The sequence below is a fragment of the Pantoea sp. B_9 genome, from assembly GCF_008632015.1.
In the GTDB taxonomy this organism is placed as follows: domain Bacteria; phylum Pseudomonadota; class Gammaproteobacteria; order Enterobacterales; family Enterobacteriaceae; genus Pantoea; species Pantoea dispersa.
The window spans coordinates 162,944-178,658 of sequence record NZ_VWVL01000007.1 but is presented as its reverse complement, the minus strand read 5'-3'; the positions used below and the strand labels follow the sequence as shown (position 1 = coordinate 178,658).

Below are 15,715 nucleotides of genomic sequence, written 5' to 3'. Positions count from 1 at the left end.
GCCGTGCGGTCAGGCATTAAAGCGAGCGAAACGAAGATAACACGCCATGAGCCGGCCATGGTTAAAAAGCCGGTGCTTATCCGAGGCATCGCTTACGAGCGGTGCGCCTAATAAGTCTCTGTGAGGTGGTCTATGAAGGTTATCGCGGGAGGAAAAAGGGCGGCAAACCCTTATGCCGCGATAGCTGCACCCTATCTTCAGCGGTTTCACAAGAAGATGATCGAGCAGCGGGGAGGCACGGCCATAGCGTGCGCTTTCAATAAATTTTCCGCAGCTGAGCGCAAAGCCATTTTTGTGCTGGGAAATGTAAAGGCCGATAGCTGGCCGGGGAAAATGGCGAGGCTCGGTCAGGAGCAAATTGAGTATGAATATTGTCAGTTTTCAGCGCAGGAAAAATTGACGCTTATTTCGGGAATGAAGGCGCTTAAAGAATTATCAGACCGAATCCCATATAGCCGCCCCGGTGAGGAAGCCGCGGCGAGAATTGCTGAGGAAGAGGCGGAGAAGCGTAAAGCGCAAAACAGTGATGAAGAATCACTAAAAGAAGTGCCAACTTCTTCAGTTAGCGATGTAACGGAAATATCGGACGAATTACAGCGCGCTAACGGCTTCTGAAATAAATAACCACTGATTTTTTAAATCAGGCGAATTACTCGCCGGGCTTCGTGCAACCTAAAAAAGGGTGACTACATGCAATCAATACCGCGGGCGAAAGTGACGAGCTGTGAAAACGTCATGATCTCCATGCTTACCAAAGCCATTCAGGAGGGGCAGCAGGATAAAGCCTACTCCGTTTCCATCCGCCTCAACGCACTGGCGATTCACATCCTTAAGAACCAGCTCAGCCCCGCTGCAACTTCTGAACTTCTGATGAAAGAAGCCGCGAAGTATGAAGCGCAGGCCATAGGGGGTTTGTGATGCCAGATATCATAGATATCGCCCAGGACCGCGCCGCCGAAATGCTGGCGCATCAGATTACTGCAGCACGGCCAAAAGCGGCCGCAGCCAGCAGTTCATTTTGTGAAGAATGTGATGAGCCAATACCTGAAGCGCGTCGCCGTGCACTGGTTGGCGTATCAACGTGTGCAACATGTCAGGAGCTAATAGAGCGACGCGCGAAAGTCACAGGAATGCGGGGCGGCTGCCATGAATAAAACAATCCTGAAATGGGCTGGCAGCAAAGCAAAAGTAATGGCTCAGCTAAACCAGTATTTACCCGCCGGGGCGCGACTGGTAGAGCCGTTCGCCGGCTCTTGTGCCGTGATGATGAATACCGATTACCCGGCATATCTTATCGCTGATATAAATCCTGATCTCATCAACCTCTATCAGCAGGTGAAAGAGTTTGAAAAGCCATTCACTGCACTGGTTGCCGGGATCTTCGCTCAGAACGGTAGCGAAGAGGATTATCGCCGCATTCGCAATGAATTTAATCATGAAGCCAGCCTGCCGCTGCTTTATCGCGCCGCCTATTTTCTCTATTTAAACCGCCACGGTTATCGGGGGCTGTGCCGCTACAACCGCAGGGGTGATTTCAATACGCCTTATGAAAAGCAGGCTAAGCCGCATCTGCCGGTTGATGAAATCCGTGCATTCGCAGCTAAAGCCCAGCGCGCAACGTTTATCTGCGCGGACTTTGCTGAAACGCTGGCTCAGGTTCAGGCAGGTGACGTGGTCTATTGCGATCCTCCGTATGCCGGCGCATTTACCCAATATCACACCGACGCTTTCAACGATGACAAGCAGCGGCAGTTGGCGCAGTTGCTTAGCTCGTTAATATCGGCAGGCATATCAGTGGTTGCCTCAAACAGCGATACCCCGCTGGTTCAGGAGCTCTACGCGGGGTTTGATCGCCACGTTATCAGCGTTGCGCGCAGCATCGGCGTTGCTGCTGGTAAAGGTAAAAAAGCCAGCGAGATTGTTGCCGTAAGCCGTGTGGTTGCTGTTAGTGAGGTGGCGGCATGAACCTTGTTGACGCAGTAATCACACGCATAATCGATATCCGGCCGTATCGTCATTTCTGGTTGGTTGAGGTTGAAGCTAATGCGTATGGCAGTCTGACCAAAACTGAACTTTTCAAAGATACCGAAGAGCAGGCGCGTACCGTCAAGCCGGGTGATGTCATCGCGATATGACAGAGACAACACGCGGCAGAATCGCCCCATCACCTCCGCCCCCATTCCCCGGCAAAGCACCTGAGCCTGCCGGGGCTTATGCATGGAATGCCGCCAGAGATTCCGCTGACTACGTGGTGGACCACGCACCCGGTTTAATCCGCTATCGCCACGATGGCGAATCACGATCAGTTGAGTTTTTTGATCTCTTCGGGCAGCGCCGAGCTCGTGATCAGGAAGAGCGGCTGCTGCGTCGTCGCCTGCAATCTCTGCCGCAATACATACGTCGATTCTATGCACAAAAGCTGACTGAAATTGAAGAGCAACAGGGTAAGAAAAAAGCGGCTCACTGGCTGAAGGCATCATTTGGCCGCTTTGTTCTTCCTCGCGTTGATAGCGTGAATAATCAATATCTGCCAGACAGCAGCATGCCGGCCGTACTGATGGAGTTTCGGGACGATTTTCACCGCATCCCGTGGGCGGGTAAGCGTGAGCTGAAGAAACTTTCATACCGGCTGGCAGATAAGCTGACCAATGAACTTATGCAAGAAGCCAACCTTCAGATGGAAAAGCACGGTGACACCGGATTTTCCATTCTGTCCGGTTACGGCCGTGCCGCCTGGCTGATTACCCACCTCAACATGACCGCACCGGGATGGCAAAAATATTGCGCTGAAGAGCTGACAGCAGAAGAGGCGTTGTGCGCGGCCGCGCGTATTGAATCACCTTCATGGTGGCTGCGGCGCCTTCGAAAAATGCACGATCAGTGGCGTGAGCATCTGATGATAGCGGCAGGTTATGTGCATAAAAAAGCCGCTCCGTATTGCAGTGATCCAGCCCTGAATGAGTGGGTTGCTCAGAAGAGGGCTAACCGCGAATTCCTCAACGCCATGGAGCTTGAAGACCAGGACACCGGAGAGCGTTCATCGCTGGCCGAGAAAGTGGACGGCAGTATTGCTAATCCTGCAATCCGCCGCGCTGAACTCATGGTCAGAATGCGCGGCTTTGAGGATTTGGCAAAGGCGCAGGGGTTGATCGGTGACTTTTACACGCTGACTGCACCGTCCAAATATCACGCTATGCAGGTAAGCGGTAAGAGAAATAACAAATATCAGGCGGCAAACCCGCGCGAGACGCAGCGCTATCTTTGCAACGTCTGGTCTAAGGTGCGCTCAGCCTGGGCGCGTAAAGGTATACGTGCCTTTGGTTTCCGTGTAACGGAGCCCCATCACGATGCTACGCCTCACTGGCACTTATTGCTGTTCTTCCAGCCAGACCGCATAGAGCAGGCCCGCGCCATTTTCCGGGAGTATGCGCTTGAGATTGATGGTGACGAGAAAGGCGCTGAAGAGGCGCGCTTTAAAGTGGTGCCCATTGATGAGCAATTCGGCTCAGCAACGGGATATATCGCTAAATACATCTCCAAAAACATCGATGGCTATGCACTTGATGGTGAGAAGGATGACGAAACTGGCGAAGATTTAAAGGATGTTGCGAAGCGCGTAAGCGCCTGGTCTTCACGCTGGCGCATCCGTCAGTTCCAGCCGATAGGTGGCGCGCCGGTTACTGTTTACAGAGAGCTGCGCCGGTTGCGTGATCGAGAGCTGGTGCTGCACCCCGAAATATCACCTGTTCATCAGGCTGCTGATGCCGGCGACTGGGCCGGGTATGTCGCGGCTCAGGGTGGGCCGCTGGTGCAGCGCAAAGACCTCCGCGTGCGACTGAATTATGAGATCACCGAAAACGGTAATGACTACGGTGATGATGTCAGCCGTATTTCCGGGGTTTATTCGCCTTTCTCGCCTCGCGACATCATTTATACCCGCACCGTTGAATACAAAATCGTGCCCAAGCTGAAAGCCAGCACGGATGAGGCCTTTGACGTTTCAGGCGGCATCGCCGCCCCTCGGAGTTCTGTCAATAACTGTACGCGGGAGCCGCTACAGGATGAAAAACCACCGGTATTGAGGACGGTTATTAATGACCGTTCTGGCCATTTCGTAGCTGTTCAGGCACCGGAAAGTGATGTCGTTGCGCTTAACTTCGAAAAACTGAGCCGCAAAGAGCGGCGCGAGCTGAACCGGAAGCTGATTTCAGAGGTCCGGCACCAGAAAGAAGCTATAAAAGAGCGGCGAAGCGAGCAGGTCTCTCCCGTTCAGGCTGAAGCACTAGTGCAAAAAGTGGTTGAGGATGCCCGCTGGCTGGGGCTGGAAATTAGTTTCAGCCAGGCAAAATTGATGATCAGCGGGCAGCGAATGTGCCTGGACGGCAAATGGTGGACGGTTTTAGCTGGTGAGTTTAAAGGTACGCTGCCTCCTGCAAGTCAGCGTGCCAAGGTTCTGATAGAGCGCTTGAAAGATGCTTGGTCCGTATGATGCTGAATGTGATCAGGGCTGATTATTCATACAGTAAAATTTGGGATATCCTTTGAAAAAATGGATTCTTAGTGGTAAGATTTTTATAAATTGATCAGTAAAATGATTACCACTTAAATTAAGTATATGTTTTTTAGGGGAAATTATGGTAAATGTGAGAGAGGATGAACTTTTCAAACTCATCGAGCAAGGCATTAAAGGCAATGCAAATGCATTTACTCTCCTTTGCAGAAAGATGATCAACTCCATCCGCAAAAATGATGATGCTTTAGCTTCTAAGCTGGCATCTCTGGTGGCAGAAGGCACAGTTTTGCGTGGAGCATCAAACAAAGCGCCATTACCTGTAGACGGTGATTCAAGGCGTAACCTTTTACAGGAAACTCCGGTTGATGCAATTTCAGAGGAACCGATATGGAGCTCTGAAATTTCAACGAAATTAGAATCTATCGTCAACGAGCGCATAAACGCCACTTCATTATTTGAGGCTGGTCTTGAACCTGTTAAAACTGTTTTACTATCGGGTCCTCCGGGCGTTGGTAAAACAATGTCGGCTCATTGGCTTGCGGCTAAGCTTAATCTCCCCCTTTTGACATTAGACCTTTCGTCGGTGATGAGCTCTTTGTTAGGTAAAACAGGCAATAACATTAAATCTGTCATGGATTATGCTAAAGAAAAACCTTGCGTGCTTTTACTTGATGAGTTTGATGCAGTTGCTAAAAGACGTGATGACGATAGAGATGTTGGCGAATTAAAACGCTTGGTTACAGTATTACTGCAAACAATAGATGAGTGGCCTGCAACTTCTTTATTAGTAGCTGCTACGAATCACCCTGATATTCTTGACCCCGCTGTATGGCGGCGCTTTGAGCATATACTGAAGTTTAACTCTCCTTCAATTGATTTAATTGATAAATACTTAGTTAAGAATGGTATTGAGCCGAGTTTATCAAAAAAGCTTTCCCCACTATTAGATGGTTTATCTTTTGCAATAATCAATAGGATCCTTAACTTTTCTAAGAAAAATGAAGTTTTAAATAAGGTGCCATTTGAAAGTTCACTAATAGAATCAGTTGTTATGGAAAGGGTTTCTTCAAGTGATTTTAGCGATGTGGATTTAAATATTATCAAGCACCACTTTGATGGCGTCTCTAATAGAAAGATAGCTGAGTTAGTTGGGGTTTCACATCCTACGGTGGCGAGTAAATTACAAAGATGGGGGATTAAATAATGGAAAGGAACCTGTTGTTAGGAAATGGAAATGTATTAACATCAAATGAGCCATTACCTCCAGGAAGAAGTGGTAAGCGTTATCCATATACTATCGATGAGGTAAGAGAGCATCTCAATCCTGAAATAGATGCATTAATCTCTCGAATGAAAAAATTGGATGATGATGCTAAGCCAAGAGGGGAAAGTGTTTTTAACTTAACCCTCCATCCTGCTTTCTTGGGGAAAAGTTATTTCCCCGAGGGTTTACTCAGGGCTACTGGATTAAGAGATGTAGGGAGCCGTCAAGTTGTAATTCGCCCTCGAAAGGCGGCTAGACAATGTGATATGAATAAAAGCCTTGTCACAGCCCAACTGTTTATTAGTGGCAATGATGATGCGATAGTTAATTTTAAGGAGATACTCAATTCTTCTTCAGCTCCTAAAGGAGTTCAAAAAGAATTGATCGAAATCGAAAGCGTGAGCTTCTTGAATGATACCGATAAGGCGAGAAACTTCACTCAAGTAAACGGAGATCTGCTGAAATTTGAGGTTGTTCTGCATGCTGGTCCTGAAGACGATGATATCGTAAAATTGTACGTTAATTACGCGGCAAGATTTAGGGTTAATGTAGATTACAAAAGTAAAATTCAAGTTGGTGGTTTAACGTTTATTGTTGCTCACGCTCGGCTTGAGGACATGCGTAACGCTTTGGGCTTTTCACTTATTCGTGTGGTCCGCCCTATGCCAGCACTACGTTGTACACAACCCAATATAGTGAGAAAGATTTCTACGATTGAAACTCCAGAACTACCTGCTGGAAAGTCTATTTTAGATTCAGAGCGCATTGCGGTTTTTGACGGTGGGCTTGGTACGGCAGATTTAAATGATTGGGTCACTGAATATGTTTACCCTGATACTAAAGAAACAAGTGGTTATTTGTTACAGCATGGTAATGAAGTGACATCTACTTTTCTCTTTGGGCGTGTAGATGAGAAAGCACCTGCTTTCAACAGACCCTTTATGGATGTAGATCACTACAGAGTTCTTTCACCTACTTCGGGTGAAAACGGTGACTGGGATTTATTTGATGTATTGAAAAAGATCCAATCCGTATTGGATAGCGGTGACTATAAGTTTGCCAACTTGAGTATTGGTCCGCATTTACCAATAGGTGATGATGAAGTTCATGTATGGACGGCGGTTTTAGACCAGATCTGCGCAAAGCATGGAATATTACTAACAGTAGCCGTGGGTAATGATGGACATGAGGATGGAGATGCAGCCAGAATTCAGCCTCCATCAGATATGGTAAATGCTCTAGCAATCGGTGCGGCGGATCGCAGTGGTAAAAAATGGAGTAGAGCTCCTTATAGTTGTATAGGTCCGGGGCGAAGCCCTGGTTTTGTTAAGCCAGACGGGATTATCTTCGGAGGAAGCGACGAAGAACCTCTATACACTTTTAATCCCCTGCTTGGTGCAATCGTTGGTGTTCAGGGAACTAGCTATGCTTCTCCTTTAGCGCTCAGAACCGCTGCTGGGGTTGCTGCATTATCTGGAACTCCGTTGAACACTATCGCACTAAAAGCATTGCTTGTTCATCATGCCGAAGCATCCAAAAAATGTTCACGAGAACATATTGGTTGGGGGCGGTTCAGTGAAGATCCAAATGTTCTGATTGATTGTGCTGATGATACCGCTACAGTAATTTATTACGGTTCGTTAGCTAAGAATAAATATTTAAGAGCTCCAATACCTTTCCCAGATGTGCCTTTTAATGAGGCATTTGAGCTTACAGCAACTTTATGCATTCAAACCCCTGTTGATCCTGAGCATTCAGTCAATTATACAAGAGCTGGAATGCAGGTGTCTTTTCGTCCCCGATACGGTTTAGGTGATGAAGATACCGACGACTTTTTCGGGCAAAAAAGCCAGTATAAAACTGAAAGAGAGTGTCGCAGTGAAGGACATAAATGGGAAACATGTCTTCACAGAAGTAAAAAATTCAGCGCCGATACTCTACTTAGTGACCCGCTTTTCGATATCAGGTATCACGCTCGTGATTCATCACGTCATGTCAAAAATGTATCTGCACCGGACATGCAATATGCCATGGTAATAAGTGTGAAGGTAAAAGATTTTGATATGTATAACATTATTCGGCAAAGATATTCTATTCTCAATCCTATTCAATTACGTACTCAAATTGAGCTGGACTCTTAAATTCAAGGGCCGCTTATGCGGCCTTTTTTTTAATATGGTTCATTTATAACCGCTCCCGCAGCGCCGATTAGCGAGTGTAACGAGTCTGTCGGGGGAGGAAGCGGAAGATCACGGATGTTGCAAAGCCCTCGGGTGGCTCTATCCTTTACAGATAATTCCTAATTGATATTGTCAGTTGCTGACATAAGTTGAAAGGACGCGTTTTCACCGATATACCGTCAGAGAGTTCAACCCGCCCCTTAGCGATAACCGCCATGAAAATCTACGATACGAATTACGGCCCTGACACATTCGGACGTATACGCATGGGTCTGATAACGGAAATGTTTCTCACCTTCGACGGTTTCATGAAGCCGGATATTGGTGATCACCTGCGCATCAGCTGTATTTTTAAAGGCGTCGTCCGCGACGTGTACACAGTCGTTATCGAGCAGGTGTGCGATTGTATTGATGAGCCAGGAACCGTTTTAATCTGTATCGAAAAAAAACATGCGATGGTTCATGATTCTGATTCTTTGGAGAAAGAAAACTCTATTTGCTTCCCTGCCGCTGATGCTCCTGCGCTGTCTGACAGACGTATACTTCACTAAGCCCAACATTTGCAATGAACAACGCCCCGCTAATTGGGGCTTTTTTGCGTCTGTTAATTGTGAATTTTTACTGGCACACGGGGACAGAAAAATTTGCCGTACAATCACTGCAACAAAGTAGATTAATTTGCACAACTTTCGCAGCCCCTTCTGTTACTGTTCTAACCAGTACTGGCGCGGTTTCCGGTTGACCGCAAAAGTGCAAAAAAAGGCACTATTTTTATGCGCGGGCGAGGCGGGGGAGCAGTCGCGCTCTTAAGGGGGGTAGGCATACCCCTTTTATATCGCGAAAATCACCGTCAAAAATGAAGCGCTGTAACGCGTTCAGCGCTGTGGCTTGGTGTTGGCGGGTAAATGCAGAGAGCCTCGCAGCGTGGCGCTGAGGAGCTCTGGTGAGATGAGGTGTGATCGGGGTTGGTGGGGGCTGGCGTCAGTCGCCGGCTTTTTCTTCAGCCAGGGCGTAAGGGTTGAACTGAAACACCTCAATGCCCAGCCAGTCATTAACCGCCTTCAGCGATTCCATGATCGGGTAGAGTTCGTTGATTGCAAACACCCTGGCCGCTTTTACGATATCGCCGAGCCCGCTGGTGTTGTTGGGCATGACGCCCATCAGCTGAGGCGGTACGCGGTGGATGGCCAGCATGTCATCACGCGTAGCGTCTTTGATCCCTGTGAATTCATCCTTCGCCGCTATCTGGCTGAACGGCAGGATTTGTAAGCCGTCCTTTTTACCGCCGGCGGCATAGACAAACAGGTTTTTAAACGCGCCACCGCCGCGCGCGTCTTTAAGTGAGCGCTTCAGCTTTTCCACGTCTGCCGTGTTTGCCACGGGATCGGTGAGATACACAATCACGCCGGCGTGACTGCCGTTGATGTAGTAATTGCGTCGGAATAGCGTGGCCTCGCCGTTTAGCATGATGGACTGAAGCGCGGACATATACTCCGGTGCGCCGTAAATCTCCTGGTGAATGCTGGCGTTTCGCAGGTGGAACACCTTCCCTGGTTCAAAAGCGTAATCCTCCTGGTAGTGGGTCACAAACCAGTACTGGTCGAGATCCACACCGCGCCGGGTGTATTTCGCCAGCGAATGCTTAAGTTTCAGCGGCTGGCCCAGTCGATTATCACGCCGCTCAAGATAGGCATCGCCGAACACCAGATAATCCATTACGAAAGCGCTCGCGTCCTGACGTGAAAGCAGCGGGTGCGGCTTAAAGCACGACATAATTACATTGCGTTTAAAGACCAGCGGCGACTCATGGTGAACCGCGCCGGCCAGCAGACGGGCAAGTCCGTAAGGGCTAATCGGCGGTTCATACCAGCGCCCATTGCTGGCGCACTCCATACAATCCTGAAGGTCGCGCTTATCCATGATCGATGTGGGTTCGCCAAAGCTGAACGATTCCAGCGCCTCGATCGGTTCGGCCATCTCAGCGGCAGGCTGGCTGTTTGCTGGCGTGGTGGTTGTGCTTAACGTCTTTTTATTCCTGCGGCTCATGGTCAAAATTCCTCAACAAAGCTGTCTGTGCCGCTGCCGGCATCATTGCCCAGCGGTTCATTCTGAAGTGCGTGCATCGTTGCCCAGGCTAAATCGCCATGACTGCTGCCGCGCGTACGGTCTGATGCGTAAGAAGTCTGGCCGCTCTGCGTGACGAATTTGCGGATGGTCATGAAGCTGCTGACGATATCCATCATGCCGGCGTCATATTCAAAGCGGCCGGCGCGGATAACCATCTGCGCTTTGAGTACCAGCTGGCGTTTAACAGCCGGGGTATACAGGTGCATCTGCGCAGCGGGGAAGAACTTCAGCACAAGCTGATGTACCGCCGCGCCAATGCCGGTGCCGTCTATATCGATGTGCTGCACGTTGTACATGCGCGTGAGGCGCTCAATGAATTTCGCCTGCTCTTCAAACTCCATCCCGCGCAGCTGGTGACGTTCAATTACGCGGAATTTGCCGCCGGGAACCAGCGGCGGGGAAAGCACGACAAGCCCGGCGCTGTCACCTTTGTCACTGCTGCCGTTGGGATCGTAGCCAATCCAGACCGGGCGGCTGGCGAGTGGTCGCGGGGCGTAAGGGTTCCAGTCAGGCCAGATACCGCTGTAACCATCCACGCCGCAGCCAATCAGGGCGTTGTAGTTAAACGCACGTTCGCCGGCGACAACGAATTTACACATGTAAAGGTTGTCGAAATCTTCATCGCTGTTTTCGCTGCGGATCTCTTCCAGGTCAATGAGCGGGAAGCCCTGATCGATAACGTCCTGCACGGTAACAATCTGCCGCCAGATGTTGTCACCGCACAGCACGCCGTTCTTCAGCGCCTTGTGTGACAGGTCAATCTGAGCCTGTTTGCTCTTTGGCTTGCCCTTGTTGTACAGGTCACCATTCCAGAATTTATAGGCTTCGTGCTCTTCTCCGGACGGGGTAGAAAAGTAAGTGCGGCGCAGGCCAACCTGCGTTGCCATACCGGCGGCGACTTTACGCAGATTCAGGAAGTTGGCGACCCAGAACGCCTCATCAAAGTACAGGTCACCGGTATAAGACTGCGCGGTTGCGGCTGAGGTGCCGAGAAAATAAAGCGTTGCGCCGTTCGACAGAATGATCGCATCGCCGCCTTTCAGCTCTACGCCGATGCTACGCGCCAGGAAAATAATGAATTTCTTGAACTGAAACGCCTGCGCACGCGATGCAGACAGGAATATCTGGTTAGTGCCTGTTTCCAGCGCACGCAACAACGCTTCACGGGCAAAGTACCAGCTTGCGCCTATCTGGCGGCTTTTCAGGATAAAGCGGTTACGCAGATTGCGCTGTTTGTACCAGCGTTTCTGATGCTCAAACAGCGATTCCAGTACCAGAGTGCGCAGCTCAGTAATCTGCTCAGCCGTGAAATGGTTCTTGGGCGTCTTTTTCTTCTGTTCCTTGTCCTGCTCCTTCCTTTCATCCCGCGCAAGGCGCGCCAGCTGCCGGCCAAGCAGGTCAATTGTCTTGAAGTCGTGCGCGCTTAAATCCTCTTTTTCAATCAGACGCAGATAGCGTACGTCGGTGCGCTCCAGCGCGCGCTGAATTGGCGTGGATTTATCCCATTCATCGCGGCGGCGCCATGAATAGAGCGTGTTCGCCTTCACCCCAAGCCGCTGCGCGATTTGGGGGATGCTGTATGCCTGCCAGTAAAGGGCTTTGGCTTCTGTGCGGGGATCGGATGCTGTTTTCATGGGTACAGGCTATCGCGCCCGCGCGAGGTCGAATATCGCTGGTGATTGTCGCTGACGCCTCACAATTGCCTTGTGTGGCGCGGCTTTACCGGGTTGCGGAAGATAAGGGCACAGGGTGAAAGAGCCTTAGTCAACCGGAGCAAACAGAATGCCGAAGTCAAAAAAATTCCGCGTAGCCGTGGAGGGTGCAACCTGTGATGGCCGCGTGCTGGAACGTCAGCACATTCAGGAAATCGCGGACACCTATAACCCGCAGGTTTACGGCGCGCGCATCAATCTTGAACACCTGAAGAGCCTCAGCCCTGACAGCACATTCCGCATGTATGGAGACGTTGAGGCCGTTACCGCTGAAGAAATCAAAGAGGGGCCGCTAGCCGGCAAGCTGGGCCTGTATTCCGTTATTGATGCCACTGACGATCTGGTGACGCTGAATAAGTCCCGTCAGAAGGTTTACAGCAGCATTGAGTTCAATCCGAAGTTTGCTGATACCGGCAAAGCCTACCTGATGGGGCTGGCCTTCACGGACAGCCCGGCCAGTCTCGGTACTGAAATGCTTCAGTTCTCTGCGCAAGCGGCCGTTAATCCGCTCGCGTCCCGCAAGACCAGCGCTGATTGCTTTTTCACGGAAGCGATTGAAACCGCGATTGAGTATGAAGCGGATGTGCCACAGCAGGAAAACGGCAAAAAGTTCTTCAGCAAAATTAAAGACCTCATCACCGGCGGTGAGCGGCGCTTTTCTGCCGAAACGGGCGAGATCCGCCAGGCAGTGGAGCTGGTCGCCGAATCTCAGGGGAAGCTGCTTGACCGCGTTGAAGAGCTGAGCCAGCAGCAGAACGGCATGGCAAAGGCAGCGGACCTTGAAAAGCTCACCAGTGAACTGGCCGATCTGAAAGCGCAGCTGGCGTCACAGGATGGCAGTTTCAGCCAGCGTCCCCCGTCTTCAGGCGGTAACGGCGTGGATGCATCGCAGCTTGCTGACTGCTAATCCGGCAGCCAGGTAAACCGAAAAAAACCGATTAAGGAATAGTGAGATGAAATTAGAAACCCGCAAGCTGTGGGATGGTTACAGCCAGCGTCAGGCTGAGCTTAACGGCGTGTTGCCTCATCATGTTGACAAACATTTTGCGATTGCGCCAAGCGTATCGCAGACGCTTGAAGATAAGGTGCAGCAGTCCAGTGACTTCCTGAAACAAATTGGTATTTACCCTGTTTCCGAGCAGGAAGGCGAAAAGCTGGGCTTAGGCGTGGGTGGCCCGGTTGCCAGTACTAATGCCGGCAGCACCACGCGCCGTGACCCGCGCTCAGTTCACGCTCTGGACAGCGATAAATACCGCTGCGAGCAGACCAACTTTGACACCTTCATTTCCTATGCGCAGCTGGATATGTGGGCCAAGTTCCCTGACTTTCAAAAGCGCATTACCAATCAGCTGGTCAACCGCCGTGCGCTGGATCGCATCATGGTCGGCTTCAACGGTACGAGCCATGCGGATAAATCAGACCTGACGGCTAATCCGCTGTTGCAGGATGTGAACATCGGCTGGCTTCAGAAATACCGCGCTAATGCGCCGCAGCGTGTAATGTCTGGCGTCACCCTGACCAGCCGTGATGAGTCTAACAAAATCATTGCTAAGGGTGACTACAGCAACCTTGATGCGCTGGTTTATGACGCCACAGGCTCACTGCTCGATGAGTGGTACAAAACCGCGCCTGATCTGGTTGTCGTTACTGGCCGCAATATCGTTACGGCGCGTGAGTACCCCCTGATTAACGGCATCAGCGACAACAATCCGAACAGCGAAGCGCTGGCCGGTCAGCTGATTGTGTCGCGCAAGTCGATTAACAACCTGCCAACGCTCATTGCGCCGTTCTTCCCTGAACACGCCATGCTCGTGACCTCGCTGCGTAACCTGTCGATTTACTGGCAGGAGGGTAAGCAGCGCCGGATGTTGAAGGAAGAGCCTGAGTACAACCGTATTTCGACTTACGAGTCATCTAACGATGCCTACGTGATCGAAGATTACGGCTACGGCTGCCTGATCGAAAACATCACCTGGGCAGAAGCTGCCGCAGGTGGCGAGTAATTCACGCTGAGCCGCCGGGTTAAGCCCGGCGGACTGGGGGAACCATGCTGACACCTGCACGCCGCCATTTTGAATCGGTTATGGCGCAGAACCGCGGCACTGCCGCAAATACGCTGGCAGACCTGACGGCCTATGAGCAGATGCTTCACCGCCTGCGCATCGATAAAAACCGTTTTAAGGGCATTCAGAACAACAAACTTAAGGCGGACTCCAAAGCCGAAGCCCTGCCCAACTATCAGGGCTGGGTAGATGGTGTGCTGGCATCTGACAGCGGTCAGGCTGATGAGGTGCTGACCACGGTCATGCTGTGGAATATCGATGCCGGCAACGTGGCGGAGGCGCTGCGCATTGGTGAGTACGTAATCCGTCATCACCTCTCGATGGGCGACAACTTCCAGCGTTCAGCGGCAGTGGTGCTGATAGATGAGGTTTGTGATCCGGTGCTGGCCCACTTTAAAGCCAGCCTGTCTGATGTGCCCGTCAGTGTCGATTTGCTGAAGGCGCTGGATGGCCTTACGGCGAATGAAGATGTGCCGGAACCGGTGCGCGCGAAGCTGTGGAAGTGCATCGGCTACACCCTGCGCACCAACCCCGAAACGTTGTTTGAGGCGCTGGAATATCTGCGCAAAGCCATTGCGGAATTCAGCGACATTGGCGTTAAGCGCGACATCGACATTCTTGAGCGCTTAGTGAAAAAAGCCACAGCGAATAAGCCTCAATCCACTGAAGAGCCCGGCGGTGGTGGTGAAAGCGGCGCTGAAATCCCGCGCTCAGCGGTAACTGCTATGACGGTGATTGGGAGTGAAGATCTGCCGTTGGCTGATGGTCCGGTAGTGCTCAGCTCAGAATCGGGTAACACAGCGGCAGAACTGACCATGACCGATACGGGTGTCAGTGACATCCCTGTGCCGTCAGTGGCCGATTCCGGCGGGGCAGAAGGAACCGTGTCAGCTGTGGATGATGCAGCGAAGCCGCTGCCGGCAAATAAGGTCAGACGTGGCCGTCCTGCAGGAGCTAAAACCGCCACTGGCAAAGCAAAAACCGGCGCGGCTGCGGCTAAGAAAACGGCCGGCGCGGCAAAATCCAGAACCGGCGCGGCTAAAACCTCAAAGCCGTAGTAACGAATGTGCCCCCGCGCACCGGGCGGCACGACTGAGATGATCAGCAATGCTGCATCATTGCAGCCGTCCACCGCCCGAACCATGAGAGAAAAGCAATGAGCTTTGTAGCCCGTAAAGACATCAATCCGCCTGAGAGTGACGCGCCGGATATCAATGACGGTGGGGTGACGGTGAAGGCCGGCGCATTCTGGCCTGAAATCAGCCTGGCGAATCTGCGCCAGTCGATGCGTCTCAACGGACTGGTGACAACGGAGAGGCTTCAGCACAACGCCCGCGAAGCGGTTCGCAGCGTCACGCGTCAGCTGGCTGACTGGAAAGCAGGGCAGGAAGCGGGCGGCTTCACCGCGCTTGAGAGCGTGCCGGCGGACGATATCGACGGCCAGTCAGCGCTGGTTTACTGCTATCAGCGCGCCGTGTATTGCACGACCAAAGCGCTGCTGACTGAAGGTTATCGCGATGTGGATACAACAGGGCAGGGAGAGAAGCACGCGGCGGCGTTGACCTCTCAGATTGACACGCTCTGGCGCGATGCGAATTGGGCAATTCGCGACATTCAGGGCAGCGGGCGCGGGCTGGCGGAGCTGGTCTGATGAAAGTAAAGGCGCTACAGGGCGATACGCTGGATTTGATTTGTCAGCGCTATTACGGCCGCACGCGGGATGTTACTGAAGCGGTGCTGAAAGCCAATCCGGGGCTGTGCGAAACCGGGCTTTTTCTCTCTGCCGGGCAGTTAATTTTTCTGCCGGATATCGATCCGGCACCACAGGCGGAGACCGTGCAGCTATGGGACTGACC

16 protein-coding genes are annotated in these 15,715 nt (G+C 51.5%); 14 read left to right on the top strand and 2 right to left on the bottom strand.

Annotation, left to right across the window (positions count from 1 at the left end; all coding sequences use genetic code 11):
* The first annotated feature begins 132 nt into the window (after positions 1-132).
* From F3I21_RS19300 to F3I21_RS19265, 9 genes are all read left to right on the top strand, one after another.
* Positions 133-615, top strand: a complete 483-nt coding sequence (locus F3I21_RS19300; RefSeq protein ID WP_150059566.1) for a hypothetical protein — start codon at positions 133-135, stop codon at positions 613-615.
* Positions 616-690: 75 nt separating this feature from the next.
* The gene (locus F3I21_RS19295; protein ID WP_150059565.1) at positions 691-918 is read left to right on the top strand and encodes a DUF2732 family protein; all 228 of its coding nucleotides are present in this window, start codon (positions 691-693) and stop codon (positions 916-918) included.
* On the top strand, positions 918-1,154 hold the full coding sequence (locus F3I21_RS19290; protein ID WP_072209993.1) for a TraR/DksA C4-type zinc finger protein: 237 nt from the start codon (positions 918-920) through the stop codon (positions 1,152-1,154). The genes F3I21_RS19295 and F3I21_RS19290 overlap by 1 nt, the downstream gene beginning before the upstream one ends.
* Positions 1,147-1,965 (top strand): Dam family site-specific DNA-(adenine-N6)-methyltransferase, encoded by an 819-nt coding sequence (locus tag F3I21_RS19285; RefSeq protein ID WP_150059564.1) that lies wholly within the window; start codon positions 1,147-1,149, stop codon positions 1,963-1,965. The genes F3I21_RS19290 and F3I21_RS19285 overlap by 8 nt, the downstream gene beginning before the upstream one ends.
* Positions 1,962-2,135 carry a hypothetical protein gene (locus F3I21_RS23270; protein ID WP_190286112.1) on the top strand — a complete coding sequence of 58 codons (174 nt, stop codon included), beginning with the start codon at positions 1,962-1,964 and terminating at the stop codon, positions 2,133-2,135. Before F3I21_RS19285 ends, F3I21_RS23270 begins: the two co-directional genes overlap by 4 nt.
* Positions 2,132-4,489, top strand: coding sequence for a replication endonuclease (locus tag F3I21_RS19280; protein ID WP_150059563.1), 2,358 nt, complete (start codon positions 2,132-2,134; stop codon positions 4,487-4,489). The genes F3I21_RS23270 and F3I21_RS19280 overlap by 4 nt, the downstream gene beginning before the upstream one ends.
* A 145-nt stretch (positions 4,490-4,634) precedes the next feature.
* Positions 4,635-5,717, top strand: coding sequence for an AAA family ATPase (locus F3I21_RS19275; RefSeq protein ID WP_150059562.1), 1,083 nt, complete (start codon positions 4,635-4,637; stop codon positions 5,715-5,717).
* A complete protein-coding gene (locus F3I21_RS19270) occupies positions 5,717-7,918 on the top strand; it encodes a S8 family peptidase (RefSeq protein WP_150059561.1) in 2,202 nt (733 codons plus the stop codon). The genes F3I21_RS19275 and F3I21_RS19270 overlap by 1 nt, the downstream gene beginning before the upstream one ends.
* 254 nt (positions 7,919-8,172) lie before the next feature.
* The gene (locus F3I21_RS19265) at positions 8,173-8,508 is read left to right on the top strand and encodes a hypothetical protein (RefSeq protein ID WP_150059560.1); all 336 of its coding nucleotides are present in this window, start codon (positions 8,173-8,175) and stop codon (positions 8,506-8,508) included.
* Positions 8,509-8,938: 430 nt separating this feature from the next.
* On the opposite strand, the gene F3I21_RS19260 is transcribed toward F3I21_RS19265, so the two are convergent.
* Together F3I21_RS19260 and F3I21_RS19255 are read right to left on the bottom strand one after the other, a co-directional pair.
* Complete coding sequence (locus F3I21_RS19260) at positions 8,939-10,003, bottom strand: phage portal protein (RefSeq protein WP_150059559.1); 1,065 nt, start codon at positions 10,001-10,003, stop codon at positions 8,939-8,941.
* A gap of 2 nt (positions 10,004-10,005) precedes the next feature.
* Positions 10,006-11,718, bottom strand: a complete 1,713-nt coding sequence (locus tag F3I21_RS19255) for a terminase large subunit domain-containing protein (protein WP_150059558.1) — start codon at positions 11,716-11,718, stop codon at positions 10,006-10,008.
* 148 nt (positions 11,719-11,866) lie between these two features.
* Here F3I21_RS19255 and F3I21_RS19250 point away from each other — a divergent pair, with 148 nt between their 5' ends.
* The 5 genes from F3I21_RS19250 to F3I21_RS19230 all read left to right on the top strand — a co-directional run bounded on the left by F3I21_RS19250 (position 11,867) and on the right by F3I21_RS19230 (position 15,713).
* Positions 11,867-12,703 carry a GPO family capsid scaffolding protein gene (locus tag F3I21_RS19250; protein WP_150059557.1) on the top strand — a complete coding sequence of 279 codons (837 nt, stop codon included), beginning with the start codon at positions 11,867-11,869 and terminating at the stop codon, positions 12,701-12,703.
* Positions 12,704-12,749: 46 nt separating this feature from the next.
* Positions 12,750-13,799, top strand: coding sequence for a phage major capsid protein, P2 family (locus tag F3I21_RS19245; RefSeq protein WP_150059556.1), 1,050 nt, complete (start codon positions 12,750-12,752; stop codon positions 13,797-13,799).
* Between the two features lie 44 nt (positions 13,800-13,843).
* Complete coding sequence (gene gpM / locus F3I21_RS19240) at positions 13,844-14,917, top strand: phage terminase small subunit (protein ID WP_150059555.1); 1,074 nt, start codon at positions 13,844-13,846, stop codon at positions 14,915-14,917.
* Between the two features lie 98 nt (positions 14,918-15,015).
* Positions 15,016-15,510 carry a head completion/stabilization protein gene (locus F3I21_RS19235; RefSeq protein ID WP_150059554.1) on the top strand — a complete coding sequence of 165 codons (495 nt, stop codon included), beginning with the start codon at positions 15,016-15,018 and terminating at the stop codon, positions 15,508-15,510.
* On the top strand, positions 15,510-15,713 hold the full coding sequence (locus tag F3I21_RS19230; protein WP_058759396.1) for a tail protein X: 204 nt from the start codon (positions 15,510-15,512) through the stop codon (positions 15,711-15,713). The genes F3I21_RS19235 and F3I21_RS19230 overlap by 1 nt, the downstream gene beginning before the upstream one ends.
* Positions 15,714-15,715 lie beyond the last annotated feature (2 nt).